This window comes from Hymenobacter mucosus (genome assembly GCF_900188255.1).
In the GTDB taxonomy this organism is placed as follows: domain Bacteria; phylum Bacteroidota; class Bacteroidia; order Cytophagales; family Hymenobacteraceae; genus Hymenobacter; species Hymenobacter mucosus.
Map to the genome: position 1 here is coordinate 353598 of NZ_FZNS01000006.1, position 22869 is coordinate 376466.

A 22869-nucleotide genomic window follows, 5' to 3' on the forward strand; every position below is an offset into this window, starting at 1 on the left:
TGACTATATATATGTTATAAAATAAAACCCCGGATCAAGCAATTGCTTAATCCGGGGTTTAAAGGCTATAAACCGAAGTTTATGGCAGTACTATTTGATAGCGAAGGTTACTGGAACAGTAAAGTATACTGGTACAGCACGACCATTTTGTTTGCCAGGCGTGAACTTAGGCAGGTTCTTAATTACGCGAAGAGCCTCTTCGTCGCAACCAGCGCCAATGCCTTTTTCAATTGTAGCACCAGTTACGCTACCATCGGCACCTACTACGAACTTGATAAATACGCGGCCTTCCACCTGATTGCGCAGGGCCATGGCAGGATACTTAATATTCTTGCCGATGTAGCCGAGAAGAGCTTCTTGACCACCTGGGAATACAGGCATCTGCTCTACGTATTGATAAGGCTTTGTCTCTACTACTTCTTCTACTGCTTTGGTGCCTTCACCAGGCTCCAAACCAGCCAAATCAGCAGGGTTATCCGTGTTGCCTTTTACAGTTTCGTTAGCAACTACCTTATCCTTCAGCTCCTCTTGGTCAGGAATCTCTTCCTGCTTTGGTACTTCTTCATCCTTCTTGATAACAGGAGGGACAAATTTAACCGTGGTGAGCTTTGGTGGAGGTGGTGGCGGCGCGTCTGGCGGCGGCGGGGGTGGGGGTGGCGGCTTTGTAGCATCCAGCGGAGGTGCCTCAAGCGTATTCACCTTTAGCATCTTATCCTCCACTACCACTTCTTCTTTCTTCATCATGCGCGCCACAAGTGGAAAGGCAATGAGAAGAGCAAAGACAGCAACGGCAATAAGTACTGCTCGGGTTACGTGCTTGCCATATACCCGCCGGATTACGTAGGCTCCATAGGCCTTGTTGCGACCTTCGAAGACGATGTCATCGAGGGAAGCGTTGGCCAACTGTGCGTTGTCCATCATAATCCAGAAGATTTAATCAGTTCCTGGTCAGGCTTCGTGATGTCCACCAACGCGTACTTTTTCGTTTCGGTGATGTTCATCTCGTCGAAGATATCGACCATATTCTTGTACTCTGACTTGTCGTCCGGCTTGATCAGAACTACCAGATCAGGATTGCTTCGGTGCTGCAGCAACACTTTACGGATGCCATCGGCGCCGTAATTAGAAAGCTTTAGCTCTGGCTTAGTTGTGCCACTCAGCAAACCATCGTAGTAATAAATCTTGTTGCCTTCACCTAAGAGCAGAGTCAAAGCGTTTGATGCCTTAATTGCTGGGGGCTCCGGATCGTTTGGCTTCGGTTTCACCGGCATGGCCACTTCCATTACGGTTGGCTTGCTGAAGGTGGTCGTGAGCATAAAGAAGGTGAGCAGCAGGAAGGCCAAGTCCACCATAGGTGTCATGTCGATTTTGGTCGACATTTTTTTGGCCCGCTTCTTACCTCCTTTACCGGAGTCGGCTGACTGTTGTATTTCTGCCATGGCTGTGCGGGTTAGTTACCAGCTACTGGTTTTGTTTCCAGGTCGGTAATCAGGTTGAACCGGTTAATGTTCTTATCCTGCATCAGTTTGATGACTTTCCTCACCGTTGGTACGTCAGCAGTGCCGTCACCTTTGATAGCAACGTAAGCGGGCTTACCATAGGCGGATTTGCGGCTGAGTGACTGAGCAGTTTGTACCCATTCGATAAACTGGTTGTTAGCAGAGTCAGCAGGAATGCCTTCTTGCTTAACCAATTTGCGCTGTTCGCTATCCAAGCTAAGGAGAGCAGGTAGCTTTTCGATAGGGGTACCAAAGCTCGAAGCAACACCTTTGAAGGCTTGAACCTGAGCGGCAGTGAAACTCACTCCGTATTTGGCTCCAACCTGCGTCAGCAAATCTGCTTTGATAGCGTCATCATCTACCCCAAAGAATACGCGCTTGTCCTTATCAACAGCAATGGTAATTACGTGCGATTCAGGAAGGCGAATTTCCGAAGTGGAAGTTGGCGTATCTACCACCACTGCCTCTTCTGGGGCAAACTTGGTGGTGAGCATGAAGAAAGTCACCAGCAGGAAGGCCAAGTCTACCATCGGAGTCATATCCAACGACGGCGATGTTCTATGAGGCTTTACTTTGGGCATTGCTGGTGTAATTAATGAGCGTGATTCAGAAACGAATAAACCTGTGCTTTAGTGCACTGGCTGCCAGAAATTAAGCAGCGTGGTGTTCGGTTTCGCCGTGTTGAGCAGCGAAGGTCTGAATGATGCTGAAGCCAGCTTCGTCGATGCTGTAGGTCAACTCGTCAATCTTGCTCGTGAAGAAGTTATACGCTACGATGGCAAGAGCCGAAGTACCGATACCCAGTGCCGTGTTGATCAGTGCTTCCGAAATACCGTTAGCCAGACCTACTGCGTCAGGAGCGCCACCTTGTGCCAGAGCCGAGAAGGCCTTGATCATACCAAGTACCGTACCGATCAGACCAGTCAGGGTAGCTACCGAAGCCAGGGTAGAGATAATAACGAGGTTCTTCTCCAGCATAGGCAGTTCCAGAGCAGTTGATTCTTCAATCTCCTTCTGAATAGCCAAGATTTTCTGGTCTTTCTCCATGTTGCGCTCACGCGACATCTCTTGGTATTTCAACAGGCCAGCGCGTACTACGTTAGCAACGGAACCTTTCTGCTGGTCACAGGTAGCAATAGCACCGGTGATGTCGTTTACATTCAGCTTCTGACGGATGGTGCGAACGAAGCTTTCGATGCTCTTCGAACCTTTGGCACGGCTGATAGTGAGGGCACGCTCAATCGAGAAGATGAACACGCACAGGAACATTGTCATCAGTACGGGTACTACCGGACCACCTTTGTACACTACACCGAAGTAGTCACCAGATACTGGGTTGTTGTCGTGGTTACCACCTTGGAAGTGGCTGCCATCTCCTAGTACGAAGATGAAAATGAGGACGCTGACAATGAACGCCGCGAGGATGGCGATAACGGCAAACGAGGATGAACCACCACCCTTAGCTTCGCCTTTCGGCGCAGCAGCAGCAGCGGGCCGAGCCGCGGGCTTGTTTATGGCATTCTTTTGTTCCATTGTTCCGGAGAATTAGTGGGTTGTTGGTGAAAGGTTGAAGTTGAATGTAAAAAAGTGAACAATTGATCTAGCCATCAAAGACAGAGAAGCCCCGCTCACCCACACGCTGGCTGGTAGGCCATAAATAACGTGGGTCTGCTCGTGCGCGGGGCCTGTTCCAAAAGTGGGGCTAGCCTTGGCAAACCTAAGTAAAAACCTGTGTGCCGCCAAATGAAAAATGGCTTTAAACGCTTTAAACCAATTCGAGTCCTTTAAAAAGGCTATTTCTCGCTGTTTGAGGACTCAGACGAAACTTGGATTGATTTGGCTTCTTCCCAGTATTGGTCCATTTGAGCGAGGGATAAATCCTGAAGACGATGACCATCCTGTGCAGATGCAGTTTCCAAGTATTGAAAACGTTGGATAAACTTTCGGTTGGTTCTTTCGAGTGCTTCTTCCGGGTTGATACCGGCGTGACGAGCAAAATTGACCAGTGAAAACAGTAGGTCTCCGAACTCGGCGGTGGCGCGCTCCTGCTCAATTTGGTTGGGTTCCTGAACCGCAAACTCAACTCGGAACTCTTCTAGTTCCTCTTGTACCTTTTCCCAGACTTGTTCGGGCTTTTCCCAATCAAAGCCTGCGCCACGTGCTTTCTCTTGCACGCGCATCGCTTTAACTAAAGCGGGTAAGGAAACGGGGACCCCGCCTAATACGGACGTAGTACCCTTTTCACGAAGCTTTAGTTGTTCCCAATTGCGCTTTACGTCATCCTCGGTTTCAGCTTTTACATCGCTATAAATGTGAGGATGGCGGAAGATTAGCTTTTCACACTGAGCGTTCAACGCATCCGCAATATCAAAAGCGCCCTGCTCGCTTGCTATCTTAGCGTAGAAGGTTAGATGTAACATCACATCGCCTAGTTCCTTCTGAACGTCTGGCAGGTCCTTGCGCAGAATAGCATCACTGAGTTCGTAGGTTTCTTCTATGGTGAGGTGGCGCAAGCTCTCCATAGTCTGTTTTCGATCCCAGGGGCATTCGGCCCGGAGGCGGTCCAACACATCAAGAAGGCGTCCGAAAGCAGCTAACTGCTCAGCTCGCCGAGAAGCACTTGTATATTCCATTATCTCAAATATACGGGTGTCCTAGCGGATATGCGAACTACTCTCCCAACTACCACTGTCGGTACGTAGGAAACTAAAGTTAGGACTTCATCATATGGGACGCAACTTTCGTAGGGAAAGCAGGGGGGTTTGCCTACTTTTGTGCACTCCAACTCTGATCAAAACTGTGGCATTAATCAAATCTATTTCGGGCATACGAGGCACGATAGGTGGCGCGGCTGGTGACGGCTTGACCCCCCTAGACGTGGTTAAATACGCGGCTGCCTTTGGTACGTGGGTGTTGTCTAAAACGCAGAATAATACCATCGTTATTGGGCGCGACGCACGTCTGTCCGGCGATATGGTAAGCCGTCTAGTGTCGGCAACTCTGCAAGGACTAGGCATCAACGTTATTGACCTTGGCCTGAGCACTACCCCAACAGTAGAAATGGCGGTGCCAGCTAAGAATGCTGGTGGCGGCATTATCCTGACTGCTTCGCACAACCCAAAACAGTGGAATGCGCTGAAGCTTCTTAACAGCGTTGGAGAGTTTATTTCTGATGAAGATGGCAAGCAAGTGCTTGCTTTAGGTGATTCGGAGTCGTTTGTATTTGCTCCCGTAACGAAGCTAGGCAAATACTCAACGGACGACGCCTTCTTACAGCAGCATATCGATGCTATCCTGGCCCTGCCTTTGGTAGACAAAGAAGCTATTCGTGCTCGTAACTTCCGGGTAGTAGTAGATGCTGTGAATTCTACAGGCGGCTTTGCTGTACCTATGCTTCTAGAGCAGTTGGGCGTAGAGATTATTGAAAAACTGTTTTGCGAGCCTACCGGTGATTTTGCTCACAACCCTGAGCCGCTACCAGAAAATCTGCGTGATATTGCCCGAGTGCTGGAGAAAGGCTCCTTTGACGTGGGTATCGTAGTAGATCCTGATGTGGATCGTTTGGCGTTGGTGAACGAAGACGGTACTATGTTTGGAGAAGAGTATACGCTAGTGGCCGTGTCCGACTATGTGTTGCAGCAGAATGGAGGCGGCAACACGGTTAGCAACCTGAGCAGTACTCGTGCCCTGCGTGATGTAACCGAGAAGCACGGGGGAAGCTACGCCGCCGCTGCCGTTGGAGAGGTAAACGTGGTGAACAAGATGAAGGAAACCAACGCCGTAATTGGTGGTGAGGGTAACGGGGGCATCATATACCCCGAGCTTCACTACGGACGTGACTCGTTGGTAGGAATTGCGCTTTTCCTGAGCCACTTGGCGAAAAGTGGACTAACAATGACGCGGTTGCGGGCTTCGTACCCGAACTACTTCATCTCCAAAAATAAGATTGAACTCACGCCGGAAATTAACACCGATACGGTGCTGGTACGGATGCAAGAGCGCTACGCCAAGCAGCCAATCAATACGGTAGACGGTGTTAAGATTGAGTTCGATAAAGAATGGGTGCACCTACGCAAGTCTAACACCGAGCCTATCATTCGCATCTATGCTGAATCAGACTCTAACGCTACGGCCGACCATTTAGCTAATAAAATAATTGGCGACATAAAAGAAATTATCAACCAGTAAGGCAAAACCACTTTGCACCCGCTTAGTTGTCATTAAAGTGCTAATGACAGTGCTGAGTTGGCAAAATCCTGGTAGTCCAGCTTCGCGCTTATAGAAAGGATTCCGGCTACCCCGCCGGAATCCTTTATTTTTGTGCCACCTTCCTCGTTTTCCGTCTTAGCCACGCCTGCTCATGACCGTGTATTTCGATAATGCTGCCACCACTCCCTTGGACCCCGAAGTGCTGGATGCAATGTTGCCCTTCCTGCAAAACCACTTCGGCAACCCAAGCAGTATTCATGGCCATGGCCGGCAGGTGCGGGCTGCTATTGAGAATGCCCGCAAGACTATTGCTCATTTAATTAATGCCGCTCCATCTGAGGTGGTCTTTACCTCTTGCGGAACGGAGGCAGATAACTACGCTGCCGTAGGTAGCATTCGGACGTTGGGGCTGAAATATGCTATTACGTCGCCGCTGGAACACCATGCCGTGCTGCACACGTTGCAAGCCCTAGAGAAAGCCGGAGATATTCAGTTAAGCTACGTGCGCCACGATGAGCAGGGCCGGCTAGATCTTGCGCATCTGGACGCGCTGCTAGCTGGGCATGTCGGGCGCAGCTTCGTTAGTCTGATGCACGCCAACAATGAGATTGGCAATCTAAACGATATTAACTCAATTGGTAATATCTGTGCCCAACACAATGCAGTCTTCCATACCGACACGGTGCAAACAATGGGGCACTACCCGCACGATGTACAGCAGCTGAAAGCCAACTTTCTAGTGGGCTCAGCGCATAAGTTTCACGGCCCTAAAGGTGCCGGCTTCTTGTATCGGCGGTCTGGGCAGCAGTTAGACTCATTGATTAACGGCGGCTCTCAGGAGCGCAACCAACGTGCAGGTACTGAAAATGTGTACGGTATCGTAGGGCTGGCAAAAGCCCTTGAAATTTCGTACCGCGACATGAGCGCTCATCATCAGCATATCCAGGGGCTGAAGGATCGGTTTATTCAAAAGCTGCGGGCTGAAATTGAAGGCGTAGAGTTCAATGGTACTTCTGCCGAAGCCGATAAGAGTTTGTACACGGTTCTCAGTGTAAGCTTGCCCGCTTCGGATATAAACGAAATGCTGTTATTCAACCTAGATATCAGCCGCGTATCGGTGTCAGGGGGCTCTGCATGTACTAGTGGCGCCAACGCGGGTTCTCACGTGTTGAATGCTCTAGACTGTGACCCATCCCGAGGTACGATTCGTTTCTCCATGAGCAAATACAATACGGCTGAGGAGGTTGACTATGCAGTGGCCCAGTTAGCGAAGATGTATCAGAAGACTCCCTTGAAGGCCTAAACACTCGAGTAACACCCATACAAAAGGCCAGCTGTTTGACGACGGCTGGCCTTTTGTATGGGTGTTACTCGAGTGGCTTGCGCCGGTGTAAGAACCGTTGTTTCGAGTAGAATATTAGTAGCCCAAGTCCTAACACGAAGGCCATATCTATTCCAAAACGGCTGAGACCTTCTAGTGCCAAGTGAGAACGACCAACTGCCAGCCCGCAGCCTATTAAAGCTGCCGCAGGCATCAGAATGAGGGCAATCAGAGCACCTGCAATTACACTACGTCGGTAAGCAGCAATAATGATAATACCTGCTGCCGCACCGCAAGCGGAAACCAATAAAGTTTTGAGTGAGGGCTGAGCCATGCTTTTAACTTCGGGATTGGTAGCCAATTCCGCTGCTGAACTTTCGCCCGCGGCTGTGAGGCACAGCATGGTGAGGCCCGCCATTAAAATAAAGAGAGCATAGCCCAGCAGGGTAGACCGCAGGCCACGGCCTACTACATGCCAGCGTTTCAATACGGTACCCATTGGTATTGCCGCAATCGGCTCGAAACCCGGCGAAATAATGCTGGATGCAATAAAAGCTACGGCCTGCGGTACTGGCTCAGATACTAAACCTACGGCTGATAAAATTCCACCAAGGCCCATGAGTGCCATGTAATTCGGGGTAGGCTTTCCTTGATGGCGTAAGCCAGCTTCTATTTCTTCCCAAATTGCCTCATCCTTATCTCCCAAAATCTTTTCGCCTTCAGCAGGCGCAATAATGCTGCTTAACTCGGCTGAAGCTACCGATAGGTCGTTGGGGTGAGCGACAACTTCGCCCGCAATACGTAGTACATCGTCGGCACCCTTATTTAATACTTGCACGGAAATGATGTCGCCGACTGGTTTGCGCGAGGCCCCAATCTGCACGCTTAGGCTAATTACCTCATCGAGCCCAACAAGCTGCTGGCAAAGGTTTTCGGTGATGTTGGAAGGGACAGTTAGCTCAAGGCTGCGGTGCATACAGTAGCAGTAGTTGAAGTATAGAGTACGTGGTTTTCAACTAGCCAGCTATAGAGCTGCACAATTAAATGCCTTTGCAGCAGATAGTGCCGCCCTTAACATCACTGTAACGAGGCGGCTTCGTATTCTTTGACCCAAGGCATTTTTAGTGGGTCGCTTAGTGAATATTGACCGCGTTGCTCAGTCCCTTCACTAGGGAAGATGCGAAGTGGCGTATCGTATTTCGGCTATGGTTCGTATGGAATTGCCGAACTACACATGCCCGCTCTACGCTATGGCCGACATCAACATTCAGCGCAAGAAATCATCCCCTAGTCCTTGGCTGCTTATTTTGCTAGTGGTAGCAGGCTTGGGCATAGCTGCCTACTTCCTATTTCGAGCCGAGTCGGAGCCGCCGCAAGACGTTCCGGCTCCTGTTGGTTCGGGTATTCAGCCCCCACCCGATAGCACTACGGGTGCCGAAACAGGTCCTCGACCTACTGCAGATGCCGTGGGCGATATGGCAGCGGAAACGGCACCAGTGACTCCCGATGTACTAGCAGGCTTTGCCCAAGGCGATGCTTCCCAACCCCAGTACGGACGAGAAGGATTACGCTTGCTAACGTCCGCTTTGCTACCCCTGGCTGACCGCGACGACCTACGCGATGCTACCATAGCCGAAAAGCGCAACGACTTGACCAGTGCAACCAGCCGCCTGCAAGAAGACGGAAGCAGCTTGCGTCCGGGATACGTGGCCGCGGCGGCGTTCTTACAGGCCGTGCAGCAGAAGGCATATCCAAATCTGGAAGCCGAAGTTGGTGAACTGATGACGCAGGCCGGAGCACTGAGTGGCCGCGTTGCTACTCCTCAAGACCAAGCACAAGTGCAGCAATTTCTTACGCGCGCTGCTGCCGTACTACGCACTATCAACGAGACTGCTCGGTAGTTCGAGTTATTACTCTTAGCCAACTCACGTATGGAACCTACTACTGATCCTATTCCCTCCAGTGAGGGCATGCATTTGCGCCGCCTGCGCGACTTACCTAGTTTTGAAGTAGCCGATGGCAATCCAGATGTGCGCGGCTGGACCGTACGCGGTGGCGACGGCAAGCCTTTCGGGGAGGTATACGAACTGATAGTGGAGGCCGACGCCCTCAAGGTGCGTTACCTCGACGTGGAACTTTCGGCCGATCTGCATATTAACGAGCGAGACCGACACATTTTGCTACCAATTGGGGCAGCAGCCATTGATGAAGATGCTGATAATGTATTTGTGCCTTCGCTTACCGCTGAGACAGTATTGGAGTACCCACCCTACAACGAAATTCAAATCACCCGCGAATATGAGCAAGCTATGTTACTAGCTCTTCGTCTTCCACTATCTGAGGCCCAGCCCCGCAGCTTTTACGAGCAGCCTGGGTACGATGACCAGCAATTTTATCAGCGCCGTCGCATAGGATAGCAGTGCTGGTTACAACTTTAAGGGCGGCTCCCGCGCTACTACCAAGTTATTGGTAGTAGCGCGGGAGCCGCCCTTCTGTATGCTGGTTGTACTTGGTAAGTTAATTTCGGCGGATCATGTTAGCCACTGCTTCCACCCACTGCGGGTGCGAATTGAGGGATGGCACTAGCTGCCAATGGCTGCCACCTGCTTCCTCAAACATCTCTTTAAACTCGGTGCCTACTTCTATGGTAGTCTCCAAGCAGTCGGCTACAAAGGCGGGGGAGAAGGCCAACACATTCTTAATGCCTTTGCCCGGCATTTCTTTTAGCACCTCATCCGTGTAGGGCTGCAACCACGGGTCACGCAGGCGGCTTTGTAAGCGGCTTTGGAAGGAAGTGGTGTATTGCTCAGGAGTAAGCCCCAATGCCTTACCTAGCTGGCGGGAGGTCTCGAAACACTGTGCCCGATAGCAATACCGGTTGTTCTTGTTATAGCTGTTGCAGCAGTTACCCAGCTTGCAGTACCCGTTGTGGCTACCTTTCAACACATGGCGCTCAGGAATGCCATGGTAGCTAAACACGACGTGGTCGTAGTCGTGCTTAGCCATTTCCTCCCGGCCTAGCGTGGCGAAAGTGCCGATAAAGCCGGGGTCTTCCACGAACGTGCTGATAAACGAAATACTGGGCACTACCCACCATTTGCTTACAATGTCCATCACCTTTTCCTGTACCGAGCCAGTACTGGCCGCCGCGTACTGCGGAAACAGTGGTAGCACAATAATGCGGTCTACGGCAGCATCGCGCAGCTCTTGCAGGGCACTCTCTATACTGGGCTTCTGGTAGCGCATGCCAAAAGCTACTAGGTAGTCCTTGCCTAGCTTTTCTTGCACTAGCTTCTGCAAATCGAGACCGTGATAGAGCAGGGGCGAGCCGCGCTCAGTATCCCAGAGTTGCTGGTATATTTTGGCCGACTTGGGTGCCCGTAGGGGCACCACTAAGCCCTGAAACAACGGGTAACGTACCGCGGCCGGCATGTCAATCACGCGGGCATCAGTTAGAAATTCGTTTAGGTAGCGACGCACGTCGCTGGTCTGGGGCGAATCGGGAGTGCCGAGGTTAACGAGCAAAACGCCAATACGGCCGTTTGTGGGAGCAGGAGAGGGCATAGAATACAAAGGTGCCGGCTGGTGCCCGGCAAAAGTCATACGAACAGTTGATGACAAACAGCCACCGGTAAGCAACTACAAAGGTCGCACAACGAACGGCTAACTGAAACCTGACGTTCATCAACTTTCAGTTAGCCTATAGACAATCATCTGGCAGCCGATGTTTGTATAACAAGCGGTGAGCCCACCGAAAAACTGTACCTTTGCAGGCCAATTTTCAGATTCTGAAGTGAATACCGAACCTAAACCGCACCGCGCTGGCTTTGTGAGCATTATCGGCAAGCCCAATGTGGGTAAGTCAACGCTTATGAACGCCCTCATGGGCGAGCGGCTCAGCATCGTTACCAGCAAGGCCCAAACTACGCGTCACCGTATCTTGGGTATTCTCAATGGGGATGATTTTCAGCTCGTTTACTCCGATACGCCGGGTATCATTCAGCCCAAATATGAATTACACAACGCCATGATGTCGTTTGTGTACTCGTCTTTGGAAGATGCGGACGTCGTTTTGTTCGTTACCGACATCTACGAGAAGCACGACGAAGAGCCAGTTGTGGAGCGCTTGCGCAAGATGACGAACACGCCCATCATCTTGTTAGTCAATAAAATTGATCAAGCTGATCAAGCTGAAGTAGAAGCCAAGCTGGCCTATTGGAAAGAGCACTTGCCCAATGCCGCTGAGGTACTACCCATTTCGGCCCTCGAAAAGTTTGGTACCGACCAAGTGCTGCAACTGGTGCTAGACCGTCTACCAGAGCACCCTGCGTACTACCCCAAGGATGAGCTAACCGACAAGCCGGAGCGTTTCTTCGCTGCCGAAATGATTCGGGAAAAAATTTTCAAGCTCTACAAAAAAGAGGTGCCCTATAGCTGTGAGGTAGGCATTGAGGAATTTAAGGAGGAAGAAACCATCATTCGGATGCGTGCTACGATTTATGTAGAGCGTGCCAGCCAGAAGGGCATCATCATTGGCCAGAAGGGAGAAGCCCTGAAGAAAGTTGGTACCTGGGCCCGCGAGGAAATGGAGAGGTTTTTCCTGAAAAAAGTGTTCTTAGAAATCCACGTCAAAGTCAACGAGAACTGGCGTACCGACCCTAAGGCGTTGAACCGCTTCGGGTATCAGCAATAACCGTGAGCCATTGAACATTACCCAGTAGGGCAAAACGGCTACTAATACATTCCGACCTTCTTATCACTTAACTACTCCGGGCACTGCCGAAACTGGTCGGGCCGGCGGCTGGAGTCAGACACATGAAAAACACAATTGCCATTGTGGGCCGCCCAAACGTGGGCAAGTCCACGCTCTTTAACCGTCTGGTTGGCCAGCGCAAAGCCATCATGGACAACGAATCGGGCGTAACCCGTGACCGGCACTACGGCTATGGCGAGTGGACCGGGAAGTACTACACCGTCATCGACACGGGCGGGTACGTGCACAACTCCGACGATATTTTCGAAGGTGAAATCAATAAGCAGGTAAAGCTGGCTATTGATGAAGCCGATGTGGTACTGTTCATGGTAGACGTAGATGCAGGATTGCATTCCCTCGATGAGGAGTTTGCGAATGTGCTGCGCCGCTACCAGGGCAAGAAGCCCATCTACCTTGTGGCTAATAAGGCCGACACCAACGCCCGTGCTCATGCTTCGGGGGAGTTCTACGCACTTGGTATTGGCGACGGCGAAATCTATCCTATCAGCTCGCAGAGCGGCTCAGGTACCGGCGACTTGCTGGATGCCGTTATCAGCCATTTTGAAGAAGAAGGGGTAGAAGAGCCGGATGCTGGCATTCCCAAAATTGCCATGGTAGGACGCCCAAATGTGGGTAAGTCATCCTTTGTGAACTTGCTACTAGGTACCGACCGTAGCATTGTGACCGATATTGCCGGCACTACCCGCGACTCTATTCAGGCGCGCTACAACGCGTTTGGTAAAGAGTTTATTTTGGTAGACACGGCTGGTCTGCGTCGTAAGACCAAAGTGCACGAAGACGTAGAGTTTTACTCTGTTCTCCGCTCCATTCGCGCTTTGGAAGAGTCCGACGTGTGCATTGTGATGCTCGATGCTACCCGGGGTATTGAGGCCCAAGACCTAAACATCATTGGTCTGGCTGATAAGAACCGCAAGGGCATTGTCATCTTGGTAAACAAGTGGGACCTGATTGAAAACAAGGAAACCAATACGGCCAAGGAGTTTGAGGAGAAGATTCGTGAGAAGATTGCTCCCATCAGCTACCCACCCATCATTTTCACATCCGTTCTCACCAAGCAGCGTGTGCACAAGGCCATTGAAACGGCAGTGCAAGTGTATGAGAACAAGCGGAAGAAAATTCCGACTTCGGAGCTGAATGAAGTGATGCTCAAGGAAATTGAAAAGTATCCTCCGCCCATTACCAAGGGCAAGATGGTGCGCATCAAGTACGTTACTCAGCTGCCCACGCACAATCCAGTGTTTGCTTTCTTCTGCAACCTGCCTCAGTACGTGAAAGAAAGCTACACGCGCTACTTAGAGAACCGCCTGCGGGAAAACTTCGACTTTGAGGGGGTTCCCATTGGAATCGTGTTCCGTAAGAAGTAATACCAATTCTATCTAAAAAAAGCCTGTCTTGCAGTAGTGCAGGGCAGGCTTTTTTTGGCGCAGGGAGGGTTGGTGAAAAATAAATTAAAATTTTTTTTACAGTTGGGGTTACCTTCTCAATGGTGGAGTATAAAGCCCTGAATCTTGCGATTCGTCACTGGAGGAATTGCAGATTTTACCAACAAAGACTTTACAAACTCTCTCATCAACCCCCGATCATGAAAAAGGTATTGTTCCTCGCTCTGGCTGCTGCTTCGTTCTCATTTGCTTCTTGCGACAGCAAGACGGAAGATGCTCAAGAGCAAGCTGCTGACAACGTAGAAAATGCTGGCGAGGCTAAAGCTGACGCTATGGAGAATGCTGGCAACGAAGCTGGTGCTGACTCTGTAGAAAACGCTACGGACGCTCAGGCTGACAAAATTGAAAACGCTGCTGACTCAACCGACGCTCAGTAAATAGATGCGCCGTCCGGCGCTTAAAAAAGGGCCGCTCCTCAACGAGGAGCGGCCCTTTTTCTTTTGCTATGGTTTCGTATTAGCCTAAGCGGCGTTGTAGTAACCCGTCTACTACCTCAAATAATTTGCGTGGTGGATAGGTTCGCCAGGGTAGCTCATCGAGTTGGCCACCGAAGTTGACGTAGGAGTCAATGTTGTACTGACGCATTTCGCGAATGACGTGCTCCTGGAAATTTATGCCCGCAATCCAGCCTTCTTCTACGTCCTCAAACCATTCTTCATAGTAGGAGTCATCGGAGCCGTGAAAGTTGAACACGTTTTCGCCAATGAGAATGAACTTGCGGACACCCTCATGGGTCATCAAATCAATGATGTTCCGTTTGAGCTGCATGATATCATTTTCAATAGCATCATTCCACTCCCCAATGAACTCGATAATACCGATGCCTAACTCGTAATCAACGAATAGAATCTTGAGGTAGAGGGTTTCTGAGTCTAGGCTGTCCCACTGCGGGTGGATGTAGTAGCCGTAGATGGTGTTCACGTAAGTATCAAGGCTGTTTTCGGCCTCAAAGAGGGGAGAGCGAGGGTCTTCAGAAGCTGAATACTGATCCAGCCAGGCGTAGTGAGGTTCGATGGTGTGCACGGCGCGGGTAAGGGCAGAAGTGACCGAAAAAGTGAGCCTGCCCACGTGTAGCAGAGGCGGCAGGTGGTTTAACGGGTTTAGCCTCGAAACCGTTCGAGCAAGTTCGGAATGCTAAATAGTAGCTTAGGAGGACTGATACGCATCCAACGCCGCTCGCACCGAGCCATGTTGGCGGAGCAAGTCGGCAGCTTCTGGTTGAGAAATGCCTAGCTCATCCACAAGCATTCGTTCACCGCGGTCTACCAGCTTATGATTAGAAAGCTGCATATCAACCATTTTATTGCCCTTTACTCTACCCAAGCGAATGAAGGTAGCAGTAGTAAGCATATTCAGCACGAGTTTTTGCGCTGTTCCCGCTTTCAACCGAGTGCTCCCCGTCACAAACTCCGGTCCTGTTACTACTTCTACCGGAAACTCTGCTGCCGCCGCTACAGCCGAACCAGCATTGCACACAATGCAGCCCGTAGCCAAGCCATGCTGCCGAGCCTGCGCTAAGCCACCAATGACGTAAGGTGTGCGCCCTGAGGCCGCAATACCGACCACTATATCCCTGTCTGTGATAGCATGGGCCTGTAAATCGCGCCAGGCCTGCTCAGCATCATCCTCCGCATTCTCAACCGCCTTGCGAATTGCCGTATCTCCACCTGCAATCAGACCTATGACTATCCCATGGGGCACCCCGAAGGTAGGAGGGCATTCGGAGGCGTCTAGGATACCGAGCCGCCCGCTAGTGCCTGCCCCAATGTAAAAGAGTCGTCCGCCCGCTCCTACTCTGGCTACCGTAGCTTCTACTAAGGCTTCAAGCTGCGGGAGGGCTTTCGCAACAGCCTGAGGCACTGTTTGGTCCACGCTATTCATGCCAGCAAGCAGATCATGCGTGGAGAGGGTCTCCAGGTTATTGAATTGCGAAGAACTTTCAGTGGTGCTCATTGAAGACTTGGGGAAGGAGAGTAGGGAGGATGCGGTACGTAGTAGATGAGTAGCCGATGAACAGGCCGCGTTGTTTAGGTAGCCAACCGTCCAATGACGGGAAATTTATCAAAAACGTGTTCTGTATGGGGCGCATCCTGCTGCAACTCCTGTGTGAGGTCTTGCCCGGCCCAGTGCTCATAGTGGTTGCCCCGCTTCCATAAGCGGGAGCGGCTCACATCGTATACCAGCCCTTGGTAGCCCACCCATACCTCGTCCCTATCTTGGCCATTGCGCAGGGCTAATTGGGCTTTTGTATAGGTTGGAAGTTCCATAGTACGATAAGAAGTTGTTTGCTCGCCAGGGGCATTGTAGGCGAGTATCCACTGAAGAAGGCTTGCCCTGCCACTGCTCGCCTTTACCCCAGAAGGGCTTGGGTTAAGATCCAGCGGTTCGGCAGGTCGCCTTGGGCCGCGCGCAGGTAGTCTTGATAGCTACAGGGTACAATACGCTTGATGTGACTGTCGGCTAAGCTTTCTACCTCTAGCCACCATTTTTCGGTGCGCTTGCTTTTGTAGAATACTAACTTGGCTGGTGTACCGGGTAAGCCTACTGCGTAGCGTAGGAAACGGCGACTTTGAAAGTCGTCTTCGTGGCGACGGTGGTAGTAACCTTCCACAAAGTACCAAAGCATAGTTGCCAACGTCATGGCAGCTAAACCATGGTGGTCGTGGTCGGGACGGTAGCCGTAGAGGCCAAAAGAGCTAAGCTGGTCGTTGTGGCCCGCGTACCAAGCTAGCTTGGCGGCTTCTTCATTGGTAAGGCCGAACGGGTTGGCCGGGTAGTAGGCCGGGGCGTCGTTCCAGCGTAGGGCCGCCACATCGAAGCTGACGAAGTCGGCCTGCCGTAGTAAGGGCTCCGCTTGGCGCGTGTCGTCCCGTATCTGGCCCAAACGCAACGTCTCGAAGTGAAGTTTTTCTAGTGCCGCTAGCACGTCGGGGGCCACTAGGTACTGCTGGTGAGCCAGCTGAGCAAAGTTGAAGAGGAAGCTGGGCTCGTGCATGAGCATGCGGCGCAGATGGCTTTCTTCCGGGCAAGAGCCAACCTGCTCGGCCATATCCACGCGCGCATCAATAGTTGCGAAGCTAACGGCGCGGTCTAGGGTTTCGTACGCTAGAAACTGCCCGTAATCTAAATCGTGCGAGCCACCAAGCAGAATAGGCACGGTGTTATGCTCTAGTAAGGCGGCAATAATTTCGCGTAGGCGCTGGTAAGTATCTTCCAAGGCTAAGCCTGGGCGTAGATTGCCTAAGTCAACAAGCCGAATAGGGCCAGTACCCTTTTGCAGCTGATAAAAGTGACGGCGCACTAGGTCGGCGCCGTGCGCGGCTGGGGCACCAGCAGCACTGCCACGCCACTCATTCAGCCCAATTAAGGCCAAATCGGCAGAGCGCCAATCTGGAAACGTGTCCAGAAACGGCGTGGCGTATGCCGCTAAGGTAGTGGGAGAAGCGGAAGAAGAAATCAGCTCTTCGTGGAGCGGATCGAAAAAAATGGCCAGATTCATCGGGCGCGGCAGATGCGGACTCCGACAAAGCTACGTAAAAGCCAGGCACGGCCCTACCTGCTTTCAGCTGAGCATAGAAGCTTTCCCGTAAAAAAAGCAGTTATTTAAGCAGCGTTTTCTGTTGCGCTTTCTTGTGTGGCCCAACGGACTATTGCTCTGCCTCTCTTTTACTACTCCCACCCCTAGTGTCTTTCACTCGCATGGACATTCGCCGTACGTTTGATATTCTGCCTCAACTTCAGCAGAAATACAACAAGCCTGATTGCTTCGCCGCAAAAATCAATGGCCAATACACGCCTATTAGCACAGATGCGGCGGTTGAAAAGGTCAACCAAGTAAGCCTGGGCTTGCGCAGTTTGGGCGTTGGTAAGGACGATAAGGTCGCCATTATCTCCATGAACCGTCCTGAGTGGATGTTCGCTGATTTTGGCATTGCCCAACTAGGGGCCACCAGCGTACCCATGTATCCCAGCATCACGGTAGAGGATTACAAGTACATCTTTTCGGATGCCGACGTGAAGGCCGTGTTTGTGTCCGACAAGAAATTGCTGGACAAAGTGCGTGAGGCCACGCAGGGGCTGAATATTCCGCCGCAGAACGTTTTCACCTTTGATAAGGTAGAAGGTGCCCGCCACTTTTCGGAGCTGCTAGACTTGGGCAAGCAAGGTAACCCCGCCGATTTAGAGCCTTTGAAGGCTGCCGTGCAGCCCGATGACCTGCTGACGCTTATCTATACTTCGGGCACTACTGGCCAGCCCAAAGGCGTGATGCTGACGCACAACAATATCCTCAGCAACTGCCGCAATGCCCAACGTTTCGTACCTGTCACGAAAGATGACAAGGCCCTAAGCTTCTTGCCGCTCTGCCACATCTTTGAGCGCATGGTAACCCATATATACCTCATCAACGGCGTAAGCATATACTACGCCGAGAGCATGGAAACCATTGCCGACAACCTACGCGAAGTGAAGCCTGAAATCTTCACTACCGTGCCGCGCCTGCTGGAGAAGGTATACGATAAGATTGTAGCCAAAGGTCATAGCCTGGAAGGCACCAAGAAGCAGCTTTTCTTCTGGGCACTTAACCTGGGGCTCAAGTACGATAATCAGCAGAACCACGGATTCTTCTATAACACCCAATTGGCACTAGCCAATAAGCTCATCTTTAACAAGTGGCGCGAAGCACTTGGCGGCAATCTGCGGTGTATTGTGAGCGGGGGCGGAGCCTTGCAGCCCCGCTTAGCTCGTGTGTTTTGGGCGGCGGGCATTCCAGTAATGGAAGGTTATGGCCTCACCGAAACTTCGCCGGTTATTGCCGTGGGTGGATATGAGCCCGACAACAATATGATTGGTACCGTGGGGCCCATCATCGATAATACGGAGGTGAAGATTGCAGCCGATGGCGAAATCTTGACTAAGTCAGAATCGGTAATGAAAGGCTATTACAACAAGCCCGAGCTGACGGCCAAAGAATTTGACGAAGAAGGCTGGTTCCACACTGGCGACATCGGCGAAATTGTAGAAGGCCGGTTTCTCAAAATTACTGACCGTAAGAAGGAGATGTTCAAGACCTCCGGGGGTAAGTATATTGCCCCGCAGGTTATTGAAAGCAAGCTCAAGGAGTCGCCGCTGGTAGAGCAGTGTATGGTAGTAGGCGACGGGCAGAAATTCCCTTCCGCGCTGGTTATTCCGTCCTTTGATGATTTGAAAGGCTGGTGCAAGCGCAACGGGGTTGATTGCAATGGCTCCAACGAGGAACTCGTCAAGAATGAGAAGATAGTGAAGATGTACGAGGACCTAGTGCACAAGTACAACAGCGGCTTTGCGCAGTGGGAGCAGGTGAAAAAGGTAGTACTGCTACCTCATCTCTGGACCGTGGAAACCGGGGAGATGACTCCAACCATGAAAGTCAAGCGTAAAATCATCACAGCCAACAACAAGGACATTATCGAGAGGCTTTACCAGCACGCTGAGAAGCATTAGTAATCGACTTATAAAAGGCCCAGCTACCAACCAGTAGCTGGGCCTTTTTGCGCATGATGGAAATGGCATGTTGTTGGTAACCACAAAACAGACTCAGGTTGAGCGTCTTTATTTTACTCTCATGAACAAGTCTTACGTTTCGGCGGGCTTTGTGCTAGGCAGTAGCCTATGCATGATAACCAGTTGCAACAAATCCAACGGGGTTGATCCAACACCTGCCGCTATTGGCGCTATTGTATCGGGTGTGGTATTGGCGCAGGATGAAGTGCTACAGCCAATGAGCGAAGCAGGCTCAACAGTAATGATAGAAGGCACGGATAAGAAAGCCTTAACTGACGCCCAAGGCAGCTTCGAATTGCGAGATCTTAAGCTGGGAAAGTATGTTCTTAACGTAAGCCGTGCTGGTATGGGCACTCTTCGATACGAGCTAGAAATTAAAAGTCCAGCCCCTGTTGATATTTCTTCAATCATGCTGGACCAAGAAAGTAGCACACAAGTGCTCAGCATGACCCCCGTGGGGAAGTACATGCATTCATTGGCAGATGAGGTGGCCGCGTTTGAATGTCAAATAGCCTATAACCCCCAGCTCTATCCGGCACCCAAGCTGTACTCGATGATGCTGTTCTTGGGCAATACGAGTGAGGTAAGTAATACAAGCTATGTGTCGGCTACTCAGCTCAGTCAATCGGAAAGCACGCCAGCGCCTGCCATTAGGGGTATTGCTAAAATGCGAATTGCATTTCACGCGTCCTCACTGAATAGTTTGGGTTTGCAAGGGGTGACAAGGTATACGTAATAGCTTACGGAGCACCACGAGATGTTGCAAGTGGCGGCATTGGGCGTGAAGCCTACTACTTTGAGCCTTATTCCTTCAATCCGGTCACCGGCCAAGTGCGGCGGGTAGTGGCCAACTTGAACGCTAAGCCGGTGAGAACCAGCTTCACTATGCCCTAGGCTAAGCTAAAGCTGATGAAAGGTTAGCCTGCCCTATCTACAGCAAAGATGCCTGGGCAGGCTAAACTTTTTTTGAGCAACTTAGTATGCAAGCATAACATATTTCTGTATGTTTACCGGACTTGTTCTTGCCCACCATGACACCTGAAGAAACCGTCGATTATAATATCAAAGTTGCCTGGCACGCCATTTCGCGCATGTACAATACGCAGGCGGCCAAGCACGACATCACCACGAGCATTGGCTTTGTGCTGCTGAACATCGACCAGGAGAACGGTACACCTGCCACCAAGATAGCACCTTTATTGGGTCTAGAAACCCGTTCTCTGACACGCATTCTGCGCAGCATGGAGGAGAAAGGGTTGATCTACAAACAGGCCGATACCCAAGACAAACGCTCGGTGCGAATTTTCCTTACCGAGGAAGGCCTGCGCGGTAAGGAAATATCTCGTCAGACAGTTCGTCATTTCAACTCCAAGGTGCGAGAGAAGATACCGCAAAGCGAGCTAAATGTGTTCTTCAAAGTCGTCGCTCAAATTACGGGCATGATTGAGGGCAAAACGCTCTACGACGACTTCAAACCTAAACCCCTGCGCTCCGAGTCGCCGGCCTAGGCCAGCAGCTCGGAGTATTTGCTTTTGATGCTCAACCCAATTAGCGCTAAACCGTCCCTATAAACTCGGCATGACGAGTAGTTTGGTGCTACTATCTTCTACTGATTCTTTCATTTCTCACCCACTCATTCCTCCCCACGAATGAATCGTACCATCAAAAAAGTAGCTGTATTAGGCTCCGGTGTGATGGGCTCGCGCATTGCGTGCCACTTCGCCAACATCGGGGTGCAAGTACTGTTGCTCGACATCGCGCCCAAGGAGCTGCTGCCTGCCGAAGAAGCCAAAGGCCTAAAGCTGGACAACCCCGCGGTGAAAAACCGCATTGTAAACAGTTCTTTGCAGGCAGCCGTGGCGGCTAACCCCTCGCCGCTCTACCGTAAGTCGGAAGCCAGCCGCATCAAGACCGGCAACTTCGACGACAACCTCAAAGAAATTGCCACTTGCGACTGGACGATTGAGGTAGTAGTAGAGCGCCTCGATATCAAAAAGAGCCTGTTTGAGCGCGTGGAGCAATATCGCAAGCCCGGCACGCTCATCACCTCGAACACCAGTGGCATCCCGATTCACATGATGACGGAGGGCCGCTCCGACGATTTTAAGAAATACTTCTGCGGCACGCACTTCTTCAACCCGCCGCGCTACCTAAAGCTGCTCGAAATCATCCCGACCCCCGACACGGACCAGGCGGTAGTTGATTTCCTGATGCACTACGGCGACCTGTACCTGGGCAAAACCACCGTACTGGCCAAAGACACCCCGGCTTTCATTGCCAACCGCGTGGGCGTTTTCGCCATCATGGATGTGGTGCAGGTAATGAGCCAGCTAGGCCTCTCGGTGGAGGAAGTAGACAAGCTCACCGGTCCGGTTATCGGTCACGCCAAGTCGGCCACGTTCCGGACTTCCGACGTGGTAGGCCTGGATACGATGATCAACGTAGCCAATGGCCTAGCCCAAAACCTGCCCAACGACGAAGCCAAAGCCGCATTTCAACTGCCAGACTTCATCAAGAAGATGGCCGAGAACAAGTGGCTAGGCGACAAAACCGGCCAGGGCTTCTATAAAAAGGTAAAAGGAGAAGGCGGCAAGTCGGAAATTCAAGCTCTCGACCTGAATACGCTGGAGTACAAGCCCAGCTCCAAGGTGAAGTTTGCCACGCTGGAAACCACCAAACCCATTGAGAAGCTGGCCGACCGCTTTAAGGTGCTGGTAGCCGGCAAAGACAAAGCCGCTGACTTCTACCGCAAGACGTTTGCGGGCCTCTTTGCCTACGTGAGCAACCGGATTCCAGAAATCACCGATTCTCTCTACAAGATTGACGACGCCCTGCGCGCTGGCTTTGGTTGGGAGATGGGGCCGTTTGAAACTTGGGATGCGCTAGGCGTGCAGAAAGGTTTGGAACTGGCGCAGGCGGAAGGCAAGACCGTGGCTCCGTGGGTGGAGGAAATGCTGGCGGCTGGCAACGCTACCTTCTACAAGGTAAGCGAGCAGGGCGTGAAACAGTTCTATGACATCGAGAGCAAGGCCTACAAAGCAATTCCGGGCGTTGAGAACTTCATCCTCCTCGATAACCTGCGCGCCACTGGCAAAGTGCTGTGGAAAAACGCAGGCGCTTCAGTACTCGACCTCGGCGACGGTATCCTAAACGTAGAGTTCCACAGCAAGATGAACGCGCTGGGCTCCGACGTAATTCAGGGCCTGATGAAGGGCGTGGAGCTAGCGGAGAAAGACTTTCGTGGGCTGGTAGTCGGCAACGACGGACCAAACTTCTCTGCTGGGGCCAACCTAGGCCTGGTGTACATGTTCGCGCTGGATCAGGAATACGACGAGCTGAACCTGATGATTGCCCAGTTCCAGCAGGCCATGATGCGCATGCGCTACAGCAGCATTCCGGTGGTAGGCGCGCCGCACGGACTTGCTCTGGGTGGCGGCTGCGAACTGAACCTGCACTGCGACCGGGTGGTAGCAGGCGCCGAAACATATATGGGCCTCGTGGAATTTGGCGTAGGCCTGATTCCCGGTGGTGGTGGCACCAAGGAAATGACCCTGCGCACTGCGGCCAAGTATGAGGAAGGCGAGCCAGAGTTTAACCTGTTGCGCAACACCTTCATGACGGTCAGCACCGCTAAGGTTTCCACTTCCGCTGCCGAGGCCTTCGACCTAGGCTTCCTGCGCCGCGGCGACGAGGTAGTAGTGAACAGCAACCGCATTATTGCGCAAGCCAAAGCTGCCGCTATTGAGCTGGCCGAGGATGGCTACACCCAGCCTACCCAGAAAACCAACATCAAGGTGCACGGTAAAGGGGCACTTGCTATGTTCATGACCGGTGTGCACGCCATGAAGGAAGGCCGCTACATCTCCGACCACGATGTGAAGATTGCCAACAAACTGGCCTACATCATGTGCGGCGGCGACCTAAGCAGCCCCACCGAAGTATCGGAGCAGTACCTACTGGATCTGGAGCGCGAAGCCTTCCTCAGCCTCACTGGCGAACGGAAAACGCTGGAGCGTATCCAGTCGATTCTAACTACCGGCAAACCCTTGAGAAACTAGAGCTAAAATCTAGTTCCCCTCTTAG

22 protein-coding genes are annotated in these 22869 nt (G+C 51.7%); 11 read left to right on the forward strand and 11 right to left on the reverse strand.

Annotation, left to right across the window (positions count from 1 at the left end; translation table 11 throughout):
* Positions 1–90: 90 nt before the first annotated feature.
* From CHB83_RS16155 to mazG, 5 genes are all read right to left on the reverse strand, one after another.
* Positions 91–921 (reverse strand): energy transducer TonB, encoded by an 831-nt coding sequence (locus CHB83_RS16155; RefSeq protein WP_245855374.1) that lies wholly within the window; start codon positions 919–921, stop codon positions 91–93.
* Positions 918–1439 (reverse strand): ExbD/TolR family protein, encoded by a 522-nt coding sequence (locus tag CHB83_RS16160; protein WP_045689589.1) that lies wholly within the window; start codon positions 1437–1439, stop codon positions 918–920. The genes CHB83_RS16155 and CHB83_RS16160 overlap by 4 nt, the downstream gene beginning before the upstream one ends.
* An 11-nt stretch (positions 1440–1450) precedes the next feature.
* Positions 1451–2080, reverse strand: coding sequence for an ExbD/TolR family protein (locus CHB83_RS16165; RefSeq protein WP_089333346.1), 630 nt, complete (start codon positions 2078–2080; stop codon positions 1451–1453).
* Between the two features lie 70 nt (positions 2081–2150).
* Positions 2151–3032 (reverse strand): MotA/TolQ/ExbB proton channel family protein, encoded by an 882-nt coding sequence (locus CHB83_RS16170; protein ID WP_045689591.1) that lies wholly within the window; start codon positions 3030–3032, stop codon positions 2151–2153.
* A 260-nt stretch (positions 3033–3292) separates the two neighbouring features.
* Entirely contained in the window at positions 3293–4132 is an 840-nt protein-coding gene (gene mazG, locus CHB83_RS16175; RefSeq protein WP_045689592.1) for a nucleoside triphosphate pyrophosphohydrolase, read from the reverse strand.
* A gap of 166 nt (positions 4133–4298) precedes the next feature.
* On the opposite strand from mazG, the gene glmM reads away from it, so the two are divergent.
* Both glmM and CHB83_RS16185 read left to right on the forward strand, forming a co-directional pair.
* On the forward strand, positions 4299–5687 hold the full coding sequence (glmM, locus tag CHB83_RS16180; RefSeq protein ID WP_045689593.1) for a phosphoglucosamine mutase: 1389 nt from the start codon (positions 4299–4301) through the stop codon (positions 5685–5687).
* A 172-nt stretch (positions 5688–5859) separates the two neighbouring features.
* Positions 5860–7011 (forward strand): cysteine desulfurase family protein, encoded by a 1152-nt coding sequence (locus CHB83_RS16185; RefSeq protein ID WP_089333347.1) that lies wholly within the window; start codon positions 5860–5862, stop codon positions 7009–7011.
* Positions 7012–7075: 64 nt separating this feature from the next.
* On the opposite strand, the gene CHB83_RS16190 is transcribed toward CHB83_RS16185, so the two are convergent.
* Entirely contained in the window at positions 7076–8005 is a 930-nt protein-coding gene (locus CHB83_RS16190; protein WP_045690339.1) for a DUF389 domain-containing protein, read from the reverse strand.
* 274 nt (positions 8006–8279) lie between these two features.
* On the opposite strand from CHB83_RS16190, the gene CHB83_RS16195 reads away from it, so the two are divergent.
* Entirely contained in the window at positions 8280–8930 is a 651-nt protein-coding gene (locus CHB83_RS16195; protein ID WP_089333348.1) for a hypothetical protein, read from the forward strand.
* A gap of 30 nt (positions 8931–8960) precedes the next feature.
* Positions 8961–9446, forward strand: a complete 486-nt coding sequence (locus CHB83_RS16200; protein ID WP_089333349.1) for a PRC-barrel domain-containing protein — start codon at positions 8961–8963, stop codon at positions 9444–9446.
* Between the two features lie 100 nt (positions 9447–9546).
* Here CHB83_RS16200 and hemH read toward each other — a convergent pair whose 3' ends face one another.
* Positions 9547–10593 carry a ferrochelatase gene (gene hemH, locus CHB83_RS16205; protein ID WP_089333370.1) on the reverse strand — a complete coding sequence of 349 codons (1047 nt, stop codon included), beginning with the start codon at positions 10591–10593 and terminating at the stop codon, positions 9547–9549.
* A 229-nt stretch (positions 10594–10822) separates the two neighbouring features.
* Here hemH and era point away from each other — a divergent pair, with 229 nt between their 5' ends.
* The 3 genes from era to CHB83_RS16220 all read left to right on the forward strand — a co-directional run bounded on the left by era (position 10823) and on the right by CHB83_RS16220 (position 13622).
* Positions 10823–11722 (forward strand): GTPase Era, encoded by a 900-nt coding sequence (era, locus tag CHB83_RS16210; protein WP_089333350.1) that lies wholly within the window; start codon positions 10823–10825, stop codon positions 11720–11722.
* 122 nt (positions 11723–11844) lie between these two features.
* Entirely contained in the window at positions 11845–13167 is a 1323-nt protein-coding gene (der, locus tag CHB83_RS16215; RefSeq protein WP_055562318.1) for a ribosome biogenesis GTPase Der, read from the forward strand.
* A 218-nt stretch (positions 13168–13385) separates the two neighbouring features.
* Positions 13386–13622, forward strand: a complete 237-nt coding sequence (locus tag CHB83_RS16220; RefSeq protein ID WP_045688404.1) for a hypothetical protein — start codon at positions 13386–13388, stop codon at positions 13620–13622.
* A 79-nt stretch (positions 13623–13701) separates the two neighbouring features.
* On the opposite strand, the gene CHB83_RS16225 is transcribed toward CHB83_RS16220, so the two are convergent.
* From CHB83_RS16225 to CHB83_RS16240, 4 genes are all read right to left on the reverse strand, one after another.
* The gene (locus CHB83_RS16225) at positions 13702–14268 is read right to left on the reverse strand and encodes a hypothetical protein (protein WP_045688403.1); all 567 of its coding nucleotides are present in this window, start codon (positions 14266–14268) and stop codon (positions 13702–13704) included.
* A gap of 123 nt (positions 14269–14391) precedes the next feature.
* Positions 14392–15198 carry an N-acetylmuramic acid 6-phosphate etherase gene (gene murQ, locus CHB83_RS16230; RefSeq protein WP_045688402.1) on the reverse strand — a complete coding sequence of 269 codons (807 nt, stop codon included), beginning with the start codon at positions 15196–15198 and terminating at the stop codon, positions 14392–14394.
* Positions 15199–15272: 74 nt separating this feature from the next.
* On the reverse strand, positions 15273–15512 hold the full coding sequence (locus CHB83_RS16235) for a cytochrome b5 domain-containing protein (RefSeq protein WP_045688401.1): 240 nt from the start codon (positions 15510–15512) through the stop codon (positions 15273–15275).
* Positions 15513–15595: 83 nt separating this feature from the next.
* Complete coding sequence (locus CHB83_RS16240) at positions 15596–16744, reverse strand: formimidoylglutamase (RefSeq protein WP_045688400.1); 1149 nt, start codon at positions 16742–16744, stop codon at positions 15596–15598.
* Between the two features lie 185 nt (positions 16745–16929).
* Between CHB83_RS16240 and CHB83_RS16245 the strand changes: the two genes are divergently transcribed.
* The 4 genes from CHB83_RS16245 to CHB83_RS16260 all read left to right on the forward strand — a co-directional run bounded on the left by CHB83_RS16245 (position 16930) and on the right by CHB83_RS16260 (position 22844).
* A complete protein-coding gene (locus CHB83_RS16245; protein ID WP_317044795.1) occupies positions 16930–18726 on the forward strand; it encodes an AMP-dependent synthetase/ligase in 1797 nt (598 codons plus the stop codon).
* 121 nt (positions 18727–18847) lie between these two features.
* Complete coding sequence (locus tag CHB83_RS16250) at positions 18848–19522, forward strand: carboxypeptidase-like regulatory domain-containing protein (protein WP_179225544.1); 675 nt, start codon at positions 18848–18850, stop codon at positions 19520–19522.
* Between the two features lie 295 nt (positions 19523–19817).
* On the forward strand, positions 19818–20294 hold the full coding sequence (locus tag CHB83_RS16255) for a MarR family winged helix-turn-helix transcriptional regulator (RefSeq protein ID WP_045688397.1): 477 nt from the start codon (positions 19818–19820) through the stop codon (positions 20292–20294).
* Positions 20295–20435: 141 nt separating this feature from the next.
* Positions 20436–22844, forward strand: coding sequence for a 3-hydroxyacyl-CoA dehydrogenase/enoyl-CoA hydratase family protein (locus tag CHB83_RS16260; protein WP_089333353.1), 2409 nt, complete (start codon positions 20436–20438; stop codon positions 22842–22844).
* The last annotated feature ends 25 nt before the right edge of the window (positions 22845–22869 follow it).